The 20,640-nt window shown below is 63.4% G+C and carries 18 protein-coding genes; 8 read left to right on the top strand and 10 right to left on the bottom strand.

The window, feature by feature from the left end; all coding sequences use genetic code 11:
- The first annotated feature begins 1 nt into the window (after position 1).
- From F9929_RS19410 to hflX, 6 genes are all read left to right on the top strand, one after another.
- Entirely contained in the window at positions 2 to 1,129 is a 1,128-nt protein-coding gene (locus tag F9929_RS19410) for a two-component system sensor histidine kinase NtrB (protein WP_235919439.1), read from the top strand.
- A gap of 14 nt (positions 1,130 to 1,143) precedes the next feature.
- Positions 1,144 to 2,589 (top strand): nitrogen regulation protein NR(I), encoded by a 1,446-nt coding sequence (ntrC, locus tag F9929_RS19415; RefSeq protein ID WP_152048212.1) that lies wholly within the window; start codon positions 1,144 to 1,146, stop codon positions 2,587 to 2,589.
- Between the two features lie 85 nt (positions 2,590 to 2,674).
- Complete coding sequence (locus F9929_RS19420; protein ID WP_152048213.1) at positions 2,675 to 4,915, top strand: sensor histidine kinase NtrY-like; 2,241 nt, start codon at positions 2,675 to 2,677, stop codon at positions 4,913 to 4,915.
- Positions 4,915 to 6,276 carry a nitrogen assimilation response regulator NtrX gene (gene ntrX / locus F9929_RS19425; protein ID WP_152048214.1) on the top strand — a complete coding sequence of 454 codons (1,362 nt, stop codon included), beginning with the start codon at positions 4,915 to 4,917 and terminating at the stop codon, positions 6,274 to 6,276. The genes F9929_RS19420 and ntrX overlap by 1 nt, the downstream gene beginning before the upstream one ends.
- A gap of 103 nt (positions 6,277 to 6,379) precedes the next feature.
- Complete coding sequence (hfq, locus tag F9929_RS19430; protein ID WP_152048282.1) at positions 6,380 to 6,613, top strand: RNA chaperone Hfq; 234 nt, start codon at positions 6,380 to 6,382, stop codon at positions 6,611 to 6,613.
- 11 nt (positions 6,614 to 6,624) lie between these two features.
- On the top strand, positions 6,625 to 8,013 hold the full coding sequence (hflX, locus tag F9929_RS19435; RefSeq protein ID WP_152048215.1) for a GTPase HflX: 1,389 nt from the start codon (positions 6,625 to 6,627) through the stop codon (positions 8,011 to 8,013).
- On the opposite strand, the gene mazG is transcribed toward hflX, so the two are convergent.
- The 8 genes from mazG to F9929_RS19475 form a co-directional block, all read right to left on the bottom strand.
- Complete coding sequence (gene mazG / locus F9929_RS19440) at positions 7,977 to 8,888, bottom strand: nucleoside triphosphate pyrophosphohydrolase (RefSeq protein WP_152048216.1); 912 nt, start codon at positions 8,886 to 8,888, stop codon at positions 7,977 to 7,979. The two genes, hflX and mazG, sit on opposite strands and share 37 nt — an antisense overlap.
- A 335-nt stretch (positions 8,889 to 9,223) precedes the next feature.
- Positions 9,224 to 10,033 carry an MBL fold metallo-hydrolase gene (locus F9929_RS19445; RefSeq protein ID WP_152048217.1) on the bottom strand — a complete coding sequence of 270 codons (810 nt, stop codon included), beginning with the start codon at positions 10,031 to 10,033 and terminating at the stop codon, positions 9,224 to 9,226.
- Positions 10,030 to 10,842: a TatD family hydrolase gene (locus tag F9929_RS19450; protein ID WP_152048218.1), complete on the bottom strand. Its 813-nt coding sequence runs from the start codon at positions 10,840 to 10,842 to the stop codon at positions 10,030 to 10,032. The genes F9929_RS19445 and F9929_RS19450 overlap by 4 nt, the downstream gene beginning before the upstream one ends.
- On the bottom strand, positions 10,842 to 12,383 hold the full coding sequence (gene metG / locus F9929_RS19455; protein ID WP_152048219.1) for a methionine--tRNA ligase: 1,542 nt from the start codon (positions 12,381 to 12,383) through the stop codon (positions 10,842 to 10,844). The genes F9929_RS19450 and metG overlap by 1 nt, the downstream gene beginning before the upstream one ends.
- Positions 12,384 to 12,443: 60 nt before the next feature.
- Positions 12,444 to 13,463, bottom strand: coding sequence for a DNA polymerase III subunit delta' (locus F9929_RS19460; protein ID WP_152048220.1), 1,020 nt, complete (start codon positions 13,461 to 13,463; stop codon positions 12,444 to 12,446).
- Complete coding sequence (gene tmk, locus F9929_RS19465) at positions 13,463 to 14,122, bottom strand: dTMP kinase (RefSeq protein ID WP_152048221.1); 660 nt, start codon at positions 14,120 to 14,122, stop codon at positions 13,463 to 13,465. The genes F9929_RS19460 and tmk overlap by 1 nt, the downstream gene beginning before the upstream one ends.
- Positions 14,123 to 14,150: 28 nt before the next feature.
- Positions 14,151 to 15,320, bottom strand: a complete 1,170-nt coding sequence (locus tag F9929_RS19470; RefSeq protein ID WP_407922259.1) for a D-alanyl-D-alanine carboxypeptidase family protein — start codon at positions 15,318 to 15,320, stop codon at positions 14,151 to 14,153.
- 146 nt (positions 15,321 to 15,466) lie between these two features.
- Positions 15,467 to 16,639 carry a septal ring lytic transglycosylase RlpA family protein gene (locus F9929_RS19475; protein ID WP_152048223.1) on the bottom strand — a complete coding sequence of 391 codons (1,173 nt, stop codon included), beginning with the start codon at positions 16,637 to 16,639 and terminating at the stop codon, positions 15,467 to 15,469.
- A gap of 1,397 nt (positions 16,640 to 18,036) precedes the next feature.
- Here F9929_RS19475 and F9929_RS19480 point away from each other — a divergent pair.
- Positions 18,037 to 19,149: a dATP pyrophosphohydrolase gene (locus F9929_RS19480; RefSeq protein WP_235919442.1), complete on the top strand. Its 1,113-nt coding sequence runs from the start codon at positions 18,037 to 18,039 to the stop codon at positions 19,147 to 19,149.
- A 127-nt stretch (positions 19,150 to 19,276) separates the two neighbouring features.
- Positions 19,277 to 19,426, top strand: coding sequence for a hypothetical protein (locus F9929_RS24125; protein WP_193227831.1), 150 nt, complete (start codon positions 19,277 to 19,279; stop codon positions 19,424 to 19,426).
- Between the two features lie 106 nt (positions 19,427 to 19,532).
- On the opposite strand, the gene F9929_RS19485 is transcribed toward F9929_RS24125, so the two are convergent.
- Both F9929_RS19485 and F9929_RS19490 read right to left on the bottom strand, forming a co-directional pair.
- The gene (locus F9929_RS19485) at positions 19,533 to 19,847 is read right to left on the bottom strand and encodes a YkgJ family cysteine cluster protein (RefSeq protein ID WP_152048225.1); all 315 of its coding nucleotides are present in this window, start codon (positions 19,845 to 19,847) and stop codon (positions 19,533 to 19,535) included.
- A gap of 173 nt (positions 19,848 to 20,020) precedes the next feature.
- A complete protein-coding gene (locus F9929_RS19490) occupies positions 20,021 to 20,590 on the bottom strand; it encodes a hypothetical protein (RefSeq protein ID WP_152048226.1) in 570 nt (189 codons plus the stop codon).
- Between the last annotated feature and the right edge of the window lie 50 nt (positions 20,591 to 20,640).

Below are 20,640 nucleotides of genomic sequence, written 5' to 3' on the forward strand. Positions count from 1 at the left end.
CTTGGAACTCGTCAAGCAACCGCCGGAACTTGCCGTTCAAACGCTCAACGCGCTGCCCCATCCCGTAGTTGTGCTGGATGGGGAAGGGCGCATGGTGTTCGCGAACGCCGATGCCGAGCAGTTCTTTTCAGCGGGCGCTTCCTATCTCGCCAAGCGCCGGTTGTCGGACTTCATTCCAGGCGACAGCCCGCTTTTCTCCTTGATCGAACAGGTGAGGGGCGATCGCGCCCGGATCAGCGAATACCGGGTCGACGTGTCGTCACCGCGCCTCGGTCAGGATCGCTTGGTCGACCTCTACGTGTCGGGCCTCGCCGACGACCCGGAGCATGTGGTCGTCATGATCCAGCTTCGGTCGATCGCCGACAAGATGGATCGACAGCTGACGCACCGTTCCGCCGCCCGCTCGGTGACGGGATTGGCGGCGATGCTGGCGCACGAGATCCGCAACCCGTTGTCCGGCATCAAGGGTGCGGCGCAGCTTCTGGAAACCTCCGCCTCGGACGAGGATCGTGCCTTGACGCGGCTGATCGGCGAGGAAAGCGACCGCATCGTCAAGCTGGTCGATCGGATGGAGGTCTTTTCCGACCAGCGCCCGATCGAGCGTTCCGCCGTGAACATTCACTCGGTTCTGGAGCATGTGAAGACGCTCGCGCGCAGCGGTTTCGCGCGCGATCTGAAGTTCATCGAAACCTACGATCCTTCATTGCCCTACGTGCTCGGCAACCGGGATCAGCTCGTTCAGGTCTTCCTGAACCTCGTGAAGAATGCAGCCGAAGCGTTGAACGGCCAGAACAACGGCGAAATCCGGCTGGCGACCGCGTTCCGGCCGGGAGTTCGCTTGTCTGTCCCGGGCACCAAATCGCGCATGACGCTGCCATTGGAATTCGTGGTCGAGGATAACGGACCCGGCGTGCCGGAAGATATCCGAGAGAACATCTTCGACCCCTTCATCACCACGAAGCCGAGCGGCTCGGGGCTCGGACTGGCGCTTGTCGCCAAGATCGTCGGAGATCATGGCGGCGTCATCGAATGCGAGTCGCAGCCGGGCCATACGGTTTTCCGGGTGCTGATGTCGGCTTGGCACGACGACGTGGGCGGGCGGCCCGTCGAAGCGCGCCGACAGTCCTGAAGGAACGAACGAGCATGGCTTCCGCCGCACAGATCCTGGTTGCCGACGACGACGCCGCGATCCGTACCGTTATTTCCCAAGCCATGATGCGGGCGGGCTTCGAGGTTCGTGTGACCTCGAACATCGCGACGCTCTGGCGCTGGATTTCGGCGGGCGAGGGCGATCTCGTGATCACCGACGTTCTCATGCCGGACGGCAACGCCTTCGATGTCCTGCCGCGCATCAAGAATCTGCGGCCCGAGCTGCCGGTCGTGGTAATGAGCGCGCAGAACACGTTCATGACGGCCATCAAGGCGTCCGAGCGCGGGGCCTACGATTATGTGCCCAAACCCTTCGACCTGACCGAGCTGGTTTCCATCGTCCGCCGCGCCTTGGCCGAGCCGAAGACGGCGGTGCCGAACGGTGAGGATGCCGGCGAGAACATGCCGCTGATCGGCCGCTCGCCGGCCATGCAGGACATCTATCGCGCTTTGGCGCGCATGATGCAGACGGACCTGACGGTCACGATCTCCGGGGAATCGGGCACCGGCAAGGAACTCGTCGCGCGCGCGCTTCACGACTACGGACGCCGCCGCAAGGGGCCTTTCGTCGCCATCAACATGGCGGCCATTCCGCGCGACCTGATCGAATCGGAACTTTTCGGGCATGAGAAGGGCGCCTTCACCGGCGCGCAGGCCCGTTCCAGCGGCCGGTTCGAACAGGCGGAAGGCGGAACGCTGTTTCTGGACGAGATCGGCGACATGCCGATGGAAGCCCAGACCCGCCTGCTCCGTGTTCTGCAGCAGGGCGAATACACGGTGGTCGGCGGGCGCACCCCGATCGCGACCGACGTTCGAATCGTCGCGGCGACGAACAAGGACCTGCGCCAGCTCATCGGACGGGGGCTGTTCCGCGAGGACCTGTTCTACCGCCTGAACGTTGTGCCGTTGCGCCTGCCGCCGCTGCGCGAACGCATCGAGGATCTGCCGGACCTCGCGCGACACTTCTTCCAGCAGGTCCAGAAGGAAGGGCTTCCACACAAAATCCTGACGCCCGCCGCTCTCGACGTTCTGCGCCGCTATCACTGGCCGGGCAACGTGCGCGAGTTGGAAAACCTCATCCGGCGCCTCGCCGCCCTCTACCCTCAGGACGAGATATCGGCGGAGATCATCGAGCATGAACTCGCGGCCGACCATGCCCGCACGCTCGACGCGCCGGTGGACGGCTCGAAGCCCGTCGATCTCAGCGCCTCGGTCGAACGCTATCTGACCGAATATTTCGCGTCGTTCGGCGAAGACCTACCGCCCGTCGGGCTGCACGGCCGTATTCTGCGCGACGTGGAATATCCGTTGATCGCCGCCGCCCTTGCGGCGACGAGGGGCAATCAGGTAAAGGCTGCGGACCTTCTCGGGGTGAACCGAAACACCCTTCGCAAGAAGATTCGCGACCTCGACATCTCGGTGGTCCGTTCCCTTCGATAAATAAAATCAGACGCGTTCGTTGCATTTTGGACACAAATCGTTGCAAAGTAGCAACGAAGAGATGTGATCCAAGCGGCTTCGCCTGATGTCTGCCCAATCTGCATTGCCTGTCGAGCCGGCGCCGTTCTTTCGGGAGCGTCGCCGATTCATGCTCGTGCCGGGCATTATCGCCGTGGCCGGCGCGATGATCAGCGGGGCGATCTCCTTCGTCGTTCTGATGGGGTTGACCCCAATCGAGCCGGACAGCCGGGTCGTGACGATCGCCTCGGTCGTGAACGGGGCCTTCGTGCTTCTGCTCTGCGGGCTGATCGCCCGCGAGGTTGCGCGCATGCTGCGGGCGCGGCGGCAAGGCAAGGCGGCATCCCGTCTTCACGTGCGCATCGTGATCCTCTTTGCCATCGTCGCGGCGATCCCGGCTATTCTCGTCGCCATCGTCGCCAGCATCACGCTCGATCTCGGGCTCGACCGCTGGTTCGAAATACGCACTCGCACCATCGTCGATTCCGCCGTGAGCGTCGCCCACGCTTATGTGAACGAGAACGCGCGCAATCTGCAGGGCTCGACCCTGTCCATGCGCTATGACCTCGACTCGCAACGCCGGCTCTACGATCTCGACCGAACCGGCTTCCATGACCTTTTTACGGAACAGGCGAGGGGGCGTTCGCTTCTTGGCGCGCAGATCCTCTCCCCCGACGGCACTCCCGTCCTTTCCGCCGACATCGCGGTGGATAAGCCGCTGCCGCCCCCGCCGGAGGAGACCCTGGAACGCGCCAAGTCCGGGACGCTCGTCTTCATTCCGCCGGGCGCAACGAATCTCGTCGGTGCGGTGCTGAAGCTTCAATCCCTCGGCGACGTTTATCTCTACACGATTCGCCCGCTCGATCCTCAGGTCGTCGCAGCGCTGCGTTTGATGGAAGAGCGCTCGCGCGAGTATCGCAATCTACAGGGCAATCGGATCGGCACGCAGATCGCCTTCGCGCTGCTTTATCTCGGCATCGCGTTGATCGTGCTTCTGTCTGCCATCTGGACCGGCATCGGCGTCGCCGACCGGATCGTGCGCCCGATCCGCCTCCTGATTTCAGCGGCGGACGAGGTGAGCGAGGGTAATCTCGCCGTGTCCGTCCCGGTGCGAAATTCGGACGGCGATGTCGGCTCCTTGTCGAACACCTTCAACAACATGACGCTGCAACTGCGCAGTCAGCGCGACGAACTCGTTGCGACCAACAGCGTTCTCGACGAGCGGCGTCGCTTCACGGAAGCCGTGCTTTCCGGCGTGACCGCCGGCGTGATGGGCGTCGACAACGACGGCACGATCGCGATGCTGAACCCGTCGGCGGAGCGCATCCTGTCGATCAAAGGGGAGGACGCCGTCGGCCGGAATCTGTCCGACCTGTTCCCGGCCATCGCGCGGACCCACCGCGCGGCTGGGTCATCCAGGAAGGCGGAGCATCAGGAAGAACTGAAGCTGCGTATCCGGGATCGCGACCGGGTGCTGACGGTGCGCGTCACGTCCGAAGAAAACGTCGTCGGCCGCCATTCCAGCGTCGTCACCATCGACGACATCACGGATCTCGTGGAAGCGCAGCGCTCTTCCGCCTGGGCTGATGTCGCGCGCCGTATCGCCCACGAGATCAAGAATCCGCTGACGCCCATCCAGCTTTCCGCCGAGCGCATCCGCCGGCGCTACGGCAAATATGTCGAGAGTGATCGCGAAATCTTCGATCGCTGCATCGACACGATCAATCGCCAGGTCTCCGACATCGGCCGGATGGTGGACGAGTTCTCGACCTTCGCGCGTATGCCGAAGCCGCGGATGGAAGCCAAGGATCTGCGCGAGGCCTTGAAGGAAGCCGTCTTCATGCGCGAGATGGGCGATCACGGCATCCGTTTCACCACGCAATACGACGACGAGCCGATGCTCGGCTCTTTCGACATCCGCCTTCTCAGCCAGGCCTTCGGCAATCTCGTGAAGAACGCGACCGAGGCTTTCGAGGGCGCGCAAATTGCAGAACCGAAGATCCACATATCGGCCAAGCGCGACGGCGCGATGTTCCGCATCGAAATCATCGACAACGGCAAAGGTTTTCCTCGGGAGGATCGCGACCGTCTGTTGGAGCCCTATATGACGACGCGCGAGAAGGGGACGGGGCTGGGACTCGCGATCGTGCGCAAGATCATCGAGGAGCATGGCGGGTCGATCGAACTGGATGACGCTCCGGATGCGCCGCAGGGCGCCATGGTGCGCATCCGGCTTCCGGCGGCGGATCTGGCGGCCGGCGAGGGTGCCGAGGTTCGGCAGGACAAAAAAGAAGGGAATGCGAACTGATGGCATCGGACATCCTCATCGTCGACGACGAAGCCGACATTCGCGAGCTGGTGGCCGGCATTCTGGAGGACGAAGGCCACGAGACACGGATCGCCGGAAATTCCGATGCGGCCTTGCAGTCGATCGCCGACCGCGTGCCTCGGCTGGTCTTCCTGGACATCTGGCTGCAGGGAAGCCGGCTCGACGGTCTGGATCTTCTGGAAGCCATCAAGACGCAGCATCCTGAAGTGCCGGTGGTGATGATCTCGGGCCACGGCAATATCGAGACCGCCGTTTCCGCTATCCGGCGCGGGGCTTATGATTATATCGAGAAGCCGTTCAAGGCCGACCGTCTGGTGCTGGTCGCCGAGCGTGCCTTGGAAACGTCCAAGCTGAAGCGCGAGGTCTCAGACTTGCGCCGTCGTTCATCCGACTTTTCGGAACTGATCGGCCGCTCGCATCTGATGAACCAACTGCGCTCCAACATCGAGCGCGTCGCGCCGACCAACAGCCGCGTCATGATTCTGGGGCCCTCGGGATCGGGCAAGGAGATGGTGGCGCGCGCCCTTCATGCCGGTTCGTCCCGCGCGAAGGGTCCTTTCGTGGCGCTGAACGCCGCTGCCATCACGCCAGAGCGCATGGAAGTGGAGCTGTTCGGCACCGAAACGCCGCCGGGCGTCGAGCGCAAGGTCGGCGCCTTCGAGGAAGCGCATGGCGGCGTTCTGTTTCTGGACGAGATCGGCGACATGCCGAGGGAAACGCAGAACAAGATCCTGCGCGTTCTGACCGACCAGACCTTCGAGCGCGTCGGCGGCGCCAAGAAGGTGAAGGTGGATGTGCGCATCATCTCCTCCACCTCGCACAATCTCGAGTCCATGATCGCCGAAGGGAACTTTCGGGAGGATCTTTATCACCGCCTGTCCGTGGTGCCGATCATCGTGCCGCCCTTGGCCGAGCGGCGCGCCGACATTCCGCTGCTGATCGAGGCGTTCATGAAGCAGATCGGCGACCAGACCGGTATCCGGCCGAAGGACATCAGCTCCGAAGCGATGGCCGTTCTGCAGGCGAGCGACTGGCCCGGCAACATCCGGCAACTTCGCAACAATGTCGAACGCCTGATGATCCTGTCGCGCGACGACGACGGCGCGGCGATCTCGGTGGATATGTTGCCGAGCGAAGTTGGCGAAATGCTGCCGCGCACCCCATCTCAGGCGGACGGGCGCATTCTCGCCCTGCCGCTTCGCGACGCGCGCGAAGTGTTCGAAAAGGAATATCTGGTCGCGCAGATCAACCGCTTCGGCGGCAACATATCCCGCACCGCCGAGTTCGTCGGCATGGAGCGTTCCGCTCTCCACCGGAAGCTCAAGTCGCTCGGCATCTGAGGGTGGTTGCGCCGCATTGCGGCTCGGTGCTACGCAGCAAAACCAAAACATGCGAGAGCCCCGCGCCGAGTGGGGATTCGCCAACAATAATGACGGACGCCAGATGGCCGAACGCCCGCAGAGCCTCCAGGACCAGTTCCTCAATACCGTCCGCAAGCAGAAGATTTCGCTCACGATATTTCTCGTCAACGGCGTCAAGCTCACCGGCGTCGTGACGTCCTTCGACAATTTCTGCGTGCTTCTGCGCCGCGACGGGCATTCGCAGCTCGTCTACAAGCACGCGATTTCCACCATCATGCCGTCGCAGCCCGTGCATATGTACGAGCCCGAGGAATAAGGTCACAGCATTTGGCAGAACACGAGGACCGGCGTCCGAGGCAGCCGATCGAGCACAAGTCCGTGGCGACGAGGGCAGGGGTCGTGGTCCCGGTCCTGCGCCAGTGGCCGGCACCCGACGAAGCCGCCGACACCGTGCCGCGTGCCGATGAAAGCCGTCTTGAAGAAGCCGTCGGCCTCGCCGCCGCCATCGATCTCGACATCGTTTCCGCGACGATCGTTTCGGTTTCGAAACCGCGGCCGGCGACGCTAATCGGCGCTGGCAAGGTCGAGGAACTGAAGGGCATCGTCGCGGCCGAGGAGATCGGTCTGGTGATCTTCGATCATCCGCTGACGCCTGTGCAACAGCGCAATCTGGAAAAGGAACTGGGCGCCAAGGTCCTCGACCGGACAGGCCTCATCCTTGAAATCTTCGGTCGCCGCGCCCGCACCAAGGAAGGCCGCCTCCAGGTCGAGCTTGCCCATCTGAACTATCAGAAGGGTCGGTTGGTGCGAAGCTGGACCCACCTCGAGCGCCAGCGCGGTGGCGCGGGGTTCCTGGGCGGTCCCGGCGAAACGCAGATCGAATCCGACCGGCGCCAGCTTCAGGAGAAGATCGGACGGCTGGAGCGCGAGCTTGAAGCTGTTCGTCGCACGCGCAGCCTGCATCGCTCCAAGCGCAAGAAAGCGCCGCATCCGGTGGTCGCGCTCGTCGGCTACACCAATGCGGGCAAGTCGACGCTCTTCAACGCCATCACCGGTGCCGAAGTGCTGGCGAAGGATCTCCTTTTCGCGACGCTCGACCCGACGCTTCGCCGGATCACGCTGCCGCACGGAACAGAAGTCATCCTGTCCGATACGGTGGGCTTCATCTCGGACCTGCCGACGCATCTCGTCGCGGCGTTCCGCGCGACGCTCGAAGAGGTCATCGAAGCGGAACTCGTGCTCCATGTGCGCGACATGGCGAACCACGACGCGTCTGCGCAGGCGTCCGACGTGAACAAGATTCTCGCCGATCTCGAGATCGATACGGCGGACGCCGACCATGTTGTCGAGGTCTGGAACAAGGTGGATTTGCTGGACGAGGCCGCGCGCGCGCAGATCGCCACGGCGGCGGAAAGCGGCAGCCATGGCCTGAAGGTTCATCTCGTGTCCGCCGTTACCGGCGAAGGGATCGAGGCGCTTCTCGCCGACATCGAAACGCGCGTTGCCGGCTCGGTCAGCGATGTCGCGCTCGACATTCCGCCCGACAGTCTGCCGATCCTGCCGTGGATCTACGAGAACGCTTCGGTGCATGAGCGCACCGACCGCGAGGATGGCAGCGTTCTCGTGAATGCAGGCATGACCACGCAGGCCCGCGCCGAGCTTCGCCGGTTAAGCAGCCGTTATCCGGATGTGCGGGTGGTCTCGACCGCCGGCTGAGCTGTTTTGGATCGATGGCTCTTCGCGTCGATCCATAGTGCTTCCATCTCGGCAAGCGAGGCCTCGTCGAGGCTTCGCCCACGCCGAGCCAGCGTTTCCTCGATATAGCCGAAGCGGTCGCGAAATTTAACGACGCAGCCGCGCAGCGCTTTCTCCGGGTCGAGCTTGTAGAACCGACCGAGATTGACGAGGCTGAAGAGGATGTCACCGAACTCCTTTTCCATCTCGTCGCGGTCGCCCTCGGCGAAAGCCGCGTCGAACTCCTCGAATTCCTCTTCGATCTTCTCGCGAATGGGTTCGGCGGCATCCCAGTCGAAACCGACCTTCGCCGCTTTTTCCTGAACCTTCAGCGCCAGCATGAGCGCCGGGAAGTTCGGCGGGATCGCGTCCAGAAGCTGTCTCGGCCGCTCCGCAGCGTTGCCCGACCATGGATCGTCGCATTCCGTTGAGGGATCGACGCGCGCGGCGAGATCGCTGCGCCGTGCAGCTTTTTCCGCGCGCTCTTCGGCCTTGATGCGCTCCCATTGGCCCTTGGCCGAACCAGCGCTGCGGGCAACCGCATCGCCGAACACATGCGGATGCCGGCGAACCATCTTGCGGGTGATGCCTTCGACCACATCCTCGAAGGTGAAGAGCCCGCGCTCGGCGGCGAGCTGCGAGTGATAAACGACCTGGAGAAGCAGGTCGCCGAGTTCCTCGCGCAGATCCTCCGCGTCATGTCGCTCGATCGCGTCGGCGACTTCGTAGGCTTCTTCCAGCGTGTAGGGCACGATCGTCTCGAAGCTTTGCTCGACGTCCCAAGAGCATCCGGTCTTGGGATCGCGTAGCGCCGCCATGATGTCGACCAAGCGTCGGATATCGCGAGACGGCTGCATGGGAAACTCCGGGATTCATTTGAAGGCGCAAAGCGCGGTCGCAAGGTCTCAATGGGCAGGGGGGACCAAAGCCTCGATAGCCTCAGCCGTCAACGGCGTCGATAGGCTATATCAAAAGTTGCATAAGATAGATTATGGAACATTTGATACTGGGCTGAATGGAATGGGATGCGGTTGGTCGTGCCGGGTCAGCATCGCCCTGTCCCGTCGATCCCGACGGCCCAGAGCCACTTTCGTTCGATCAAGCGTCGACCTCTACGGCACCGACCAACATGATCGCCGATCCTGCGACGGTGAGAATAAAGAAGTTCTATCCGCCGAGCCGAAGCCGGCGTTCAGTCCACTGGAAATTCGAGAACCATGCCGTCATAGGCCGGTCGAATATGGTCCGGCAGTTCGGTGGCGAGCGTCTCGTAGTCGAGCGGCGTATGCATGTGCGTGAACGTCGCGCTGCGCGCGCCGAGGCGCGAAATCCAGCCAAGCGCCTGATCCACCGACAAATGGCTTGGATGCGGCGTGTATTGAAGCGCATCGATGACCACGTGGCCGACGCCTTCAAGCGCCGCGACGGAAGCCGGCGGAAAATCGCTGACGTCGCTGCAATAGGCCAAGGGCCCGAACCGGAAGCCGAGCGAATGAATGCGCCCATGTTCCTGGCGAACCGGCAGGATATCGAGCACGCCCCCGCCGCCCGCGATCTGGAACGGCGTGCCGGCTTCGATCGCCACGCGCCGCACGATAGGATCGTAGGCGCTGCCGGGTGCGCGTTCGAAACAATAGCGGAAACCTTCGAACAACCGCTCATAGGTCGCATCGTCGGCATGGACCGGGATCACCCGTCGCAGATCCAGCGCGAAGCCGCGAAGGTCGTCGATCCCATGGGTGTGGTCGGCGTGCGGGTGCGTCACCAGAACGGCGTCGAGATGCTGGATGCCGCTGCCGATGATCTGCTCGCGAAGGTCCGGCCCGCAATCGATCAGGACGTTGGTTTCGCCCGTTGGCGTGATGCGCTGAACCAGCGCCGAGGCGCGAAGTCGGCGGTTACGCGGATTGCTCGGATCGCAAGCGCCCCAGTCGCCCGTGATGCGCGGCGTTCCCGGCGACGAACCGCATCCGAGGATCGTGAGGCGTAAGAGCCCGCTCAAGACGAAACCGATGTCGCCCGAGGGTCCGGCACCTTGGAAAAGAGCCGGAAGAAATTGTCCGACGTCTGCTGCGCCAGTGCGTCCAGCGTGATGCCCTTCACCTCGGCAAGCGCGGTCGCGGTGTCGCGAACGAAGGCCGGCTCGTTGCGTCGGCCGCGGTTCGGTGGCGGCGCGAGATACGGCGCATCCGTTTCCACCAAAAGCCTGTCGTTCGGGATGTCGGCGGCGATGGCGCGAAGCTCTTCCGAGCGCTTGAAGGCCAGAATGCCCGAGAACGAGACATAGCCGCCAAGAGCCAAACCATGCTCGGCGAGCCGGCGGCCAGCCGAAAAGCAGTGCAGGACGAAGCCGAACGCGCCTTGTGCGGTCTCGTCCTCCAGAATGCGCCTCATGTCGTCGTCGCAGTCGCGCGAATGGATCACGAGCGGCAATCCGGTCTCGCGCGCGGCAGCGATCTGGCGGCGGAACACGCGCTCCTGCACGGCGGGCGGTGCGCCCTCGTGGAAGTAGTCGAGACCCGCCTCGCCGATCGCCACGACGTTCGGCTCGCGGCTCCAACGAACATAGTCCCTGGTGCCGAGATCCGGCTCCTCGCCAGCGCTCAGCGGATGGGTTCCGACCGATGCATAGACGCTCGGGTAGCGGTTCGTCAGTTCCAGAAGGCGCGCCATTTTCGAAACCCGCGTCGAGATCGTCACCATCAGGCGGATATCGGCCTGATGGGCGCGCTCGATCAGCGCGTCCCGGTCTTCGTCGAAATCGGCGAAGTCCAGGTGGCAATGGCTGTCGACAAGGAAGGTGCCGGCCATCAGGCGGCGTCCGGTTCCACGTAGCGCGGGAAGATCGCCGTCGGTGCCGGCATCGCGGTGCCCGGCGTCAGGCGAACGTCCGGCGTCAGCTCGGTGAAGCTGCGCGCGTCCGCCGCGACGCCCAGAATGTCGAGAAGCTTCGCGGTGCTTTCCGGCATCACCGGCTGCAGAAGGATCGCGACGCGCCGCAGCACTTCGGCCGTGACGAACAGAACCGTCGCCATGCGCGCGGGATCGTTCTTGCGCAGAGCCCAAGGCTCCTGGGCCGCGAAATAACGGTTGGCTTCCGCGACCACCGCGAAGATCGGCGCGAGCATCGCATGCAATTCCTGCCGGTCCACCGCCTCGCGTGCCGACAGGAGAAGACCCCCGCTCGCCGACAGGATCGCCTCGTCCGCCGGCGAGAACTCGCCGGGCGTCGGAACCTTGCCGTCGCAATGCTTGGCGATCATCGACAAGGAGCGTTGCGCCAGGTTGCCGAGATCGTTGGCGAGTTCCGAATTCGTCCGATTGACGATGGCCTCGTGCGAGTAGTTGCCGTCCTGGCCGAAGGGCACTTCGCGAAGCGCGAAGAAACGGAATTGATCGAGGCCGTAAGTGGCGACCAGCGAGAACGGATCGACCACGTTTCCGACCGACTTCGACATCTTCTCCCCCTTGTTGAAGAAGAAGCCGTGCGCGAAGACGCGGCGCGGCAGCGGCAGCCCCGCCGACATCAGGAAGGCCGGCCAGTAGACTGCGTGGAAACGCACGATGTCCTTGCCGATGACATGGAGATCCGCCGGCCAGAAGTCTCGGCGCTCGCCGCCTTCGAGATAGCCGGTCGCGGTCAGATAGTTCGTGAGGGCATCCACCCAGACATACATCACATGCTTCTCGTCGCCGGGCACCGGAATGCCCCAGTCGAAGGTCGTGCGCGAAACGGAAAGGTCGCGCAGGCCCTGGCGCACGAAGGACATCACCTCGTTGCGACGCTCGTTCGGCCCGACGAAATCCGGATCGGCCTCGTAATGCGCGAGAAGCCGCTCGCCGAAGGCCGACAAGCGGAAGAAGTGGCTTTCCTCCTCCACCCAGGTCACGGGCGTTCCCTGCGGGCCGTAGCGCACGCCGTCGGCGCGCTCGTGCGTCTCGTCTTCCGCGTAGAAGGCTTCGTCGCGCACGGAATACCAACCGGAATAGGCATCTTTGTAGATGTCGCCGGCATCGGCCATGCGCTGCCAGATCTCCTGGCAGGCGCGCTTGTGGCGCTCTTCCGTGGTGCGGATGAAGTCGTCGTTCGAAGCGCCCATCGCCTCGGTCATGCGCTTGAACTCGGCGGCGTTGCGATCCGCCAGAGCCTTGACCTCGATCCCTTCGTTCCGCGCGGTTTGCAGCATCTTCATGCCGTGTTCGTCGGTGCCCGTCAGGAACATCACGTCGTAGCCGTCGAGCCGCTTGAAGCGGGCGATCGCATCCGTCGCGATGAGTTCATAGGCGTGGCCGATATGCGGCCGCCCGTTCGGATAGGAAATTGCGGTGGTCAGATAAAAGCGTTCGGCCATCGGGCTCGTCGATCGGAGATCATATGTCGTTCTGCCCTATAGGCGATCGGTCCGCCGGTCTCAATTGGCAGCGGTGGGCTTCAACGCGGTAAAGCGACGTTGGAGATGGGTGATCAGCATCTGCTTTCGGTCGAGATTGAAGGCGAGTCCTTCGCGAAAGCGCAGCGTTTCCTCCTCGTAGAGCTTGGCGCATTGTCGGGCGAGGTCCCCTCGCCCTCGGTTCGCGGCCTCTTCGGCGGTCTTGGCCAGCTTGGCGAACAAGGTCGCGACCGTCAGGTCGAAGGCGGTCTCGCGCCCGCGTTGCGTCACTTCCTCCGCGAGCGCCTGGATGCCGTGCCATTCGGGCTGCGGGGCCGAAAGCAGCGCGTCGATGCGCGTTTCGATTTCCAGCCCACCGCTCGTCAGAAGCATGATCGCGCCGCGCACGCTGCCATCGGCGCGTTCGGCGGCAGAGCCGATGTCGGCTGCGGTCCCAGGCAGGCCGAGGCCCGCCAGAACGGCGCGCAGCGTGTCGAGCCCGAGCGGCTCGATACGCAGGACGCGGCAGCGGGAGCGGATGGTAGGGAGCAAGCGGCCCGGCAGGTGATTGACGATCAGAAACAGCGAACGCTCCGGCGGCTCTTCCAGCGTCTTCAGAAGAGCGTTCGCCGCATTGCGGTTCAGATCGTCGATCGGATCAACGATCAGGACGCGCCATTGTTCGTTGCCGGCCGTGGTTTGAAAGAACCGATTGAGCCGCCGGACCTCGTCGACGGTGATCTGCGTCTTGAACCCGCCCCGGTCGGCGGGCGGGCGGGTGATGTGCAGGAGATTGGGGTGAGACCCGCTGGCGACCTGCCGGGCCACCGTTGTTGCATCCGGTCCTTTCAGGAGGTGGCGCGCGAAGGCGAAGGCGAGGGTCGCCTTGCCGATGCCGCGCGGGCCCTGCAGCAGCCATGCATGATGCATCCGCCCGCTGCTTTCGGCCTGCCGCAATTCCTCCAGGGCCGCTTCGTGGCCGGACACCGAGTCCGTTTCGGCGGGCGATGGAATGCCTTCCAGGGCGTCGTGCTCGGGCGCGGTGGTATCGATATCCGACATCAGCGGCCCTCGCCGCCATCCGCACCGAGGCCGGTTTCGAGACGCCGGCTGTCGATCCGATCGAGAACCAGGAAGGCGATCTCGGACGCGACATCGCCGACCGTCCTCGACCCATCCACGACGACGCAGCGGCGGGGCTCTTTTGCGGCGATGTCGAGGAAACGGGAACGCCGACGTTCGTGAACGTCAAGTGCCTCGCTTTCGAAGCGATCCGCGCCGGCATCGCCGCGCCTGCGCGCCGCGCGCTTCAGGCCTTCCGACGCTTGAACGTCGAGAACGACCGTCAAGTCCGGCATCGTCTCGCCGACCGACACCCTTTCCAGTTCCTCCACCAGCCGAAGCTCGGCCGGGCCGACACCCTGGTAAACGCGGGTCGAGTCGATGAACCGATCGCAGATCACGACCGAGCCGCGCCGCAAGGCCGGCCTGATCACGCATTCGAGGTGATCGATCCGTGCTGCCGCGAAGAGAAGCGGTTCCAGATCGGGCGACAACGCCCTCGCCTCGCCGGATAGAATGACGTGCCGCAGCGCCTCGGCTCCCACGGAGCCGCCCGGCTCGCGTGTTGTCACCACCGGGTGTCCGTCACGCCGAAGACGTTCGGCGAGAAGCTGGATCTGGGTCGACTTGCCGCTTCCCTCCCCGCCCTCGAATGTCATGAGGAAACCGTTCACGCTCGGCCCGGCATCAAAGCGTCCTTATCCAACCGAAGGCGAGTTCCTGCGCGGCGTCGAGCGCACGGCCTGCGAACGTGCCCTGCTCCACTTTCGCCCCTGCGAGAACGTCGTAGGAAACGCTGACCCGGTTGTCGATCAGGACTTCGAGACGGCCGAGTTTTTGTCCCGCTTCCACAGGGGCCGTCAACGGCCCCTCGTAGACGATCCGCGCGCTGGCGCTTTCCGCCTTGTTTTTCGGCACGAAGGCGACCACCGGCTCGTTCGTCACCAACGGAACGGAGGGCGCGAGGCCGCCGTAAACGGCGGCCTGACCGACCGTCTGGCCTTTCGCGAACAAATTTTCGCGGCGGAAGGCGTCGTTGGCCCAGGCGATCATCTTTCTCGCCTCTGCTTGCCGGTCGGCAATGGACGTCAAGCCGGCGAGAACGAGAAAGGTCTTGCGGCCGTTCTGCGCGGTGACCCCCACGATGGAGTAGCCGGACGCTTCCGTATAGCCCGTCCCCATGCCGGTTGCGCCAACCCCTTCCTGCAACAGGGGATTACGGTTGCGCTGGGTGATCTTGTTCCATTCGAACTGCGGTTCCGCATAGATCTCGTAGAGCTCGGGGTGAGCTTCCTCGATATGCCGGGCGAGCGCGACGAGATCGCGCGCGGTGACGCTTTGGCCATCGGCCGGCAAGCCGGTCGGATTGACGAAGGTCGATCCCTTCAGGCCGAGGGCCCGGGCCCGGTCGTTCATCAAGCCCGCGAAGGCCTGCTCCGATCCGGCCATTCCTTCCGCGATCACGATCGCCGCGTCGTTGGCGGCCTGGACGATCGTTCCCCGGATCAGCGCGTCGAGCGGCACCTCGGACTTCAGCTTGGCGAACATGGTCGAGGTGCCGGACGGCGCGCCGCCAGTGCGCCAGGCATGGTCGCTCACGGGGAAGGTCCGGTCGAGCGGCAGTTTCTTGCCGTCCACGGCCTCGAAAACGACTTCCATCGTCATCAGCTTTGCAAGCGACGCCGGCCCGAACGCCCGATCGGCGTCCTTTTCGAACAGCACGGCGCCTGTCTCTCCGTCGACAACCAGCGCTTCCCGCGCCTTGGTTTGCTGCGGCGCCCAGGCATCGGCCGCTCGTGCCGGCGTGCCCGCGCCATACGTGGAAAGTGCGAGGCCTGCGAGGAGAGCACTGAGGATTGCGCGGCGATGCGAACGCTTCGCAGGGCGCGCACGACGAGGAGATAATCGGGGAATGGACGTCATCGAAGCGTGCAGCCAGATCGGCATTTCTCAGAGCACGAAGATAGCGCACTTGCCACCGGCAGCGACAGAAGAAACGTCGATCAGTCCCGCAGAACGAAGGCGTCCGTCGCGCCCGCCTTCCAGAGATCCCTAAGCACGAGATCGGCATCGGCAGAGGCGGGAATTTCGAGCGAATAACTCACCGACCCTTCGGAAGAATCGGCGATCAGCCGCCCGCCCCGGCTTTCGGCTGCGCGGCGGACTTCCGGCAGAACGAGTGCGGCGGAAACAAAGCCCAGTTCGATACGCTGCGGCTTGGCGCCGGTTGGGCGGGCCAGCGCCGCAAGCGCGGCCACCGAACCGGATTTCGCGGCCGGCGATACGCTCGGCGCGTAGGAAGCCACCGACATCGGAAGATTCGGGCGCGGCGTCGGCTTGGAGACCGCCCGTCCGGCCGGTGTCGCCGCGGCGCCGCGAATGATGTCGTCGATGCTCGTCGCCGCGCCCGCAACGTCGCCCTGCGCCCGAACGCCCGGCAGACCCTGCGGCTTCGGGGCCGCGAATGTCGATGAATAGCCGGGGCTACGAGTTTCGTTCATGGCCAGCATCACGCCCGACGGCAGGCCATCATTGACGGAAGGCTTCGCGTTGCCCGGACGATAGCTCGCCATCAGCATCGGCGTGTCGTCGCCTTCCAAGGGCGCCTTGCCGATATATTCCACCTTCAAATGACCGAGGCCGTCGTCCTTGTAGCCGAGCATGTGCGCGGCCTCCGAGGAAAGGTCCATCATGCGATCATCGACATAGGGGCCGCGATCGTTGACGCGCACCACGACATTCGCGCCGGTCTCGATATTGGTGACGCGCGCATAGGACGGGAGCGGAAAGGTCGGGTGGGCCGCCGACAGCCCGAACATGTCGTAGACTTCGCCATTTGCCGTCAGGCGGCCATGGAAACTGGACCCGTACCAGGACGCGTTGCCGACCTTCACGTAGCCGGGCTGTTCCTTGGGATAGTACCACTTGCCCCGAACCTTGTAGGGACGCCCGACCTGCTCACGCCCGCCGCCTTTCGGGACCTTCTTAAGATCGGTGACGCGCGGGCTGGCCTTCACGCCGTACTGGGACTCGGTGAAGCGCTCCTTCGGGTCACTCTTGATCCGCTCGACCGTCTCGCGCTTGCCTTCCGACTGGCATCCGGTGAGCAGAAGCGTGGTGGCCGCGAAGGCAGATACCGCGATGCTCTTGCGAAGGCGCCTATCGGTAAAAAGCATTCGAACGATCCCCGACCCAAACTGCGGGAACTGCCGCCGTCGGCTGCGCGACGCTTCCCCCGGCACATTCCCTCGGCTGTAATTCTTAACAAGTCGTGAAAACACGAATCAACCGGTCTCGCGGAGCTTATCCAAAGCTCCCTGCAAACTTCCTTTATTGACCGCGTCTTTGCCGCAACATGAAAGCCGAACGGTGGCAACCATTCCCGGTGATCCATCGAGCCGTCTAGATCGAACGAACGATTTTTCCTATAAGTCTCTGTAGATGCGTGTCTTTGTCGTTTGAAGCGGCATTCGCAATTTGCGCAGACAATCGACGGGGTAGCTTCTAGACGCACACCACATGCCCAGTTTAGGACAACTTCTCGCCATAGTTGGCGGTGTTTGAACCGACGATCACATATTGTTACAATCCCCTCTGCGGACCGGCTCGAATGTCGGACACGGTCTTAATGGAGTTTGATGGGCCACCTGCTCCAGCTACGAACCGAGGTCGGTTGACGGCAGACCTCGGCGAACTGTAAAGGCGAATGGCATACCGTTCGGATGGGGATCGGGGTTGCCAAGCGCTCCGCGCGCGGCGATCTTCCAACCTCAAAGCGACATAGACGGCACGGATGGGTGGCCGAGCGGTTGAAGGCACCGGTCTTGAAATTCGGTTGCAGCCGTTCCCCCTCGTCCCGCCTTGTGTCGTGAAAACCCGCTGTGTCAGGGTATTGGCCCCTTCCCTATCCGGCTTTGTCCTGTCAAATATTGGCGTGTGCTACCGAGTTGGGTAGCAGAATGGTAGCAGCCTGTTCGCTGAAGGTTCTCGGGCACAAATTCGATCAGAGCGTAAGATTGAATTGGGTGTGGGCGCCAGCACCGGATTGCCGGAAAGTGTCCCAAGGTTGGGACACTTCGGATCGGCACCGGCCTGAGGTCGCGCAAACTGGTGGGAGCGCCGCTACCAGTTCGGGCAACTTGGTAGGGGCGGCCCTACTAGGTCGCGCCATACTGTTCACCGTGAACAGTGTCGGGGGGTTATGCTCAGGTTGGAGTGGGCCCCTCGGGATGGGGTGGCGTTTCACCACCCCACGGCCGGGTAAAACAGCGGACAGGCTGTCCGTCGTTTCGAGCCCGCCCGCCCAGGCGAGCACGAAGGCATTGCTATCATGGCAACACCCTACGGCAGGATCACTCAGCTCATCAGCACACCAAACGGCTCGCAGCTGCTGGTGTCCCGGTCGGCAGCTAATCGCCGAAGATCACACAGTCGATTTGGCCGTCTTCGGCCGATGGGAGGCTAGGACCATAGTTCGGCTTTCCGGGAGGATTGCGGGTCCTCGCTCAAAGGGCGAGGATACGCATGGAGGAAGGTGATGCGAGCGAGTCGCGTCGCTGGCGGAGACCATCGCTTGATCGAGATCAGAACGGTGTCCTCGCCGAAGGACCTCGACGCCTTCATCGCGCTGCCGAACCGGATCCAGAAGAGCGATTTAGCCTATATCGCGCCACTCGCGATGGAACGGCGCGAAGCGCTATCGCCGAAGCACAATCCGTTCTTCAGACATTCCGACGTCCGGTTCCTGACCGCGTGGAGGGACGGGAGAATGGTCGGCCGCATCAGCGCGCAGGTTGACCGCCGCGTCCAAGGCACCGGTCATTTCGGCCTGCTTTCGGCCGAGAACGATCCGGCGATCTTCACCGCTCTGTTTCGTGCGGCTGAGGACTGGCTGCGGGCGATGGGTCGGACCCACGTTCTCGGCCCCTTCGACCTTTCCATCAACGAGGAGATCGGAACACTCGTCGACGGCTTCGATACTCCGCCCATGCTCTTGATGCCGCACAATCCGCGTTGGCAGCCGTCAAGGATTGAGGAACAGGGCTACGCCAAGGCCAAAGACGTCTACGCCTACCTCTTCAACGCACCGACCGACACGCCGGCCTGGGCCGAACGGCTCGTAGGCCGACAGGCGAGGCGCGGTGTCGTTCTGCGCCAGCTCGAATGGAAGCGATACGATGAAGAACTGGCCGCGATCGTCTCAATCTTCAACGACGCCTGGTCGGAGAACTGGAACTTCCTTCCGCTCGACAACCTCGACCTGGAGGCGCTTGCGAAGTCGCTCAAGCCGTTGATCCGCAGCGAACTCGTCCAGATCGTCGAGGTCGACGGGAAGGCAGCAGGTTTCGGCGTCTGCCTTCCGAACCTGAACGAGGCGATCCGCGACCTCGACGGCTCGCTCTTGCCGCTGGGTTGGGCGAAGCTGCTATGGCGTCTGAAGGTGACGGGCACGAAGACTTCGCGAGTTCCGCTGATGGGCGTGCGCAAGCGGTATGCTCGAACGCCTCTCGGTGGTGTGCTCCCGCTCATGATTATGAACGCTCTGGGCCGCGAGTCCGTGAAGCTCGGCATGGACCGGATCGAGATGTCGTGGGTTCTGGAGGACAATCGCGCCATGCGCCACTTGTGCGAGACGATGGCAGGGCCGCCCTACAAGTCCTATCGCGTCTACGAGAAGTCGCTGTAGGCTGGATCGAACAACGCCGGCAGGACATTCGATGACCGCTCAGCTCTCCGATCTCACGCCCGCGCAGATCCTGCTGCTCGAGCGTCTTGATGACGAATAGGACCATGCGGACAGTGTCGGCGTTCGGATGACCAGCCTGTCCGACAGAATGCTCGTGACCGCGTTCGGGCTGATCGACCTTGGCTTAGCGACGGTCTCGTTCGGATGGCAGGGCGCCGGCTGGGTACGGCTATGCGCGGCCGGGCGGCCCGTGATCGAGGAAGGGCTGGCGGAGTGAGCCTTCGATGGCATGATCTCACTTGGCCGCAGATTCATCTGCACAACCGGCTGGACAAGCATGCTCGCTTCGCGGGGAGCCGCATCGTGGACGAAGCGGAAGGCTGCTAGTGACTTGCGCCACCGAGGTTTTCGAACGCTGAACGAGCAAGGATGCACTCAGCGTCGCCTGGGACGCACGTTCGGCAGACCGCAGGACGATGTCGATAAATCGAACATCCGGTGTTCTGACCAACAACTCCGGTGAGCGCGCAGCATCGGGCCTCGTTGCAGCGCATACCGCTGAGATTCTTCGAGATCATCGATGCTGGGATGTTGTCGATCTCGGCTTCAGTCTCGGTCGAAAAACGCGGCCAGTCGGCTGAGAAAGAGCAGCAAGCCCCGCAAGCCTGGCAATCGAAAACGTCGATGTGGGTTAGCATGCGGCTGGATTAGCACGAGCACGGAACGTGTGAACAAGCGAATGAGGCCCGCGAGGGAAAATAGGAGGGAAATCGACATCCTTTCGTGAGCGAGAGTTCGTGCCGGTCCCTTCGGCAAATCCGAAGTCGAGACCTACCCCCAGCTCTGACGGGCGAGTAAAGCTTGCTGCCTCTCAGGCTGCCGGTCCCAGGCGCTCCTCCAGCGCGATCCAGAGCAAGACGCGCAAGGAACCTCGCACGGGCCACGGCCGCAAGCTGACGGCCTTCTCTCGCGCCTTTTCGAGATGGATTGTATTCAGAGCTTCGGACAGTTCGGGCTCGCGGTCCTTCCATGCCGGGATCGACACAAGCACGTCCGACACGGCGGCGAAGATTTCCGACCATAGCCCCTCGCGGTTCGGACCCGTCTCGCGCACCAGGCGCATCACCTGCCGAAGGTGGTCGGCGCCATGATCACGCAGGATTTCCTCCAGGGCGCCGGCGGCGTGCGTCTCACCCGGCCGGCGCCGACGGGACGTTGAGACGATGGTGATGCCGAACTCGGCAGCGATACTGGACAGCGCCTCTGCATGCCTCCCCACGCCTGCCGGTGGTCTGCCTCGGGCTGTGGAGGGCGAACGGACGGGCTGGGTCGCCGCTGGGACGCGTCGTGCGCTACGCTTGCCTTGCTCCAGACGAAGCGAGCGGAACAGTGATGCTGGCGTTACCTGTTCAGCCAAGGTCGGGCGCAAATTCCTTTCCATCACTCACCTCGCTTACGAAACTACGATCTTGTCGGACTACAGAAGCGATG

Origin of the sequence: Aureimonas psammosilenae (assembly GCF_009176975.1) — a bacterium.
Lineage (GTDB): Bacteria > Pseudomonadota > Alphaproteobacteria > Rhizobiales > Rhizobiaceae > Plantimonas > Plantimonas psammosilenae.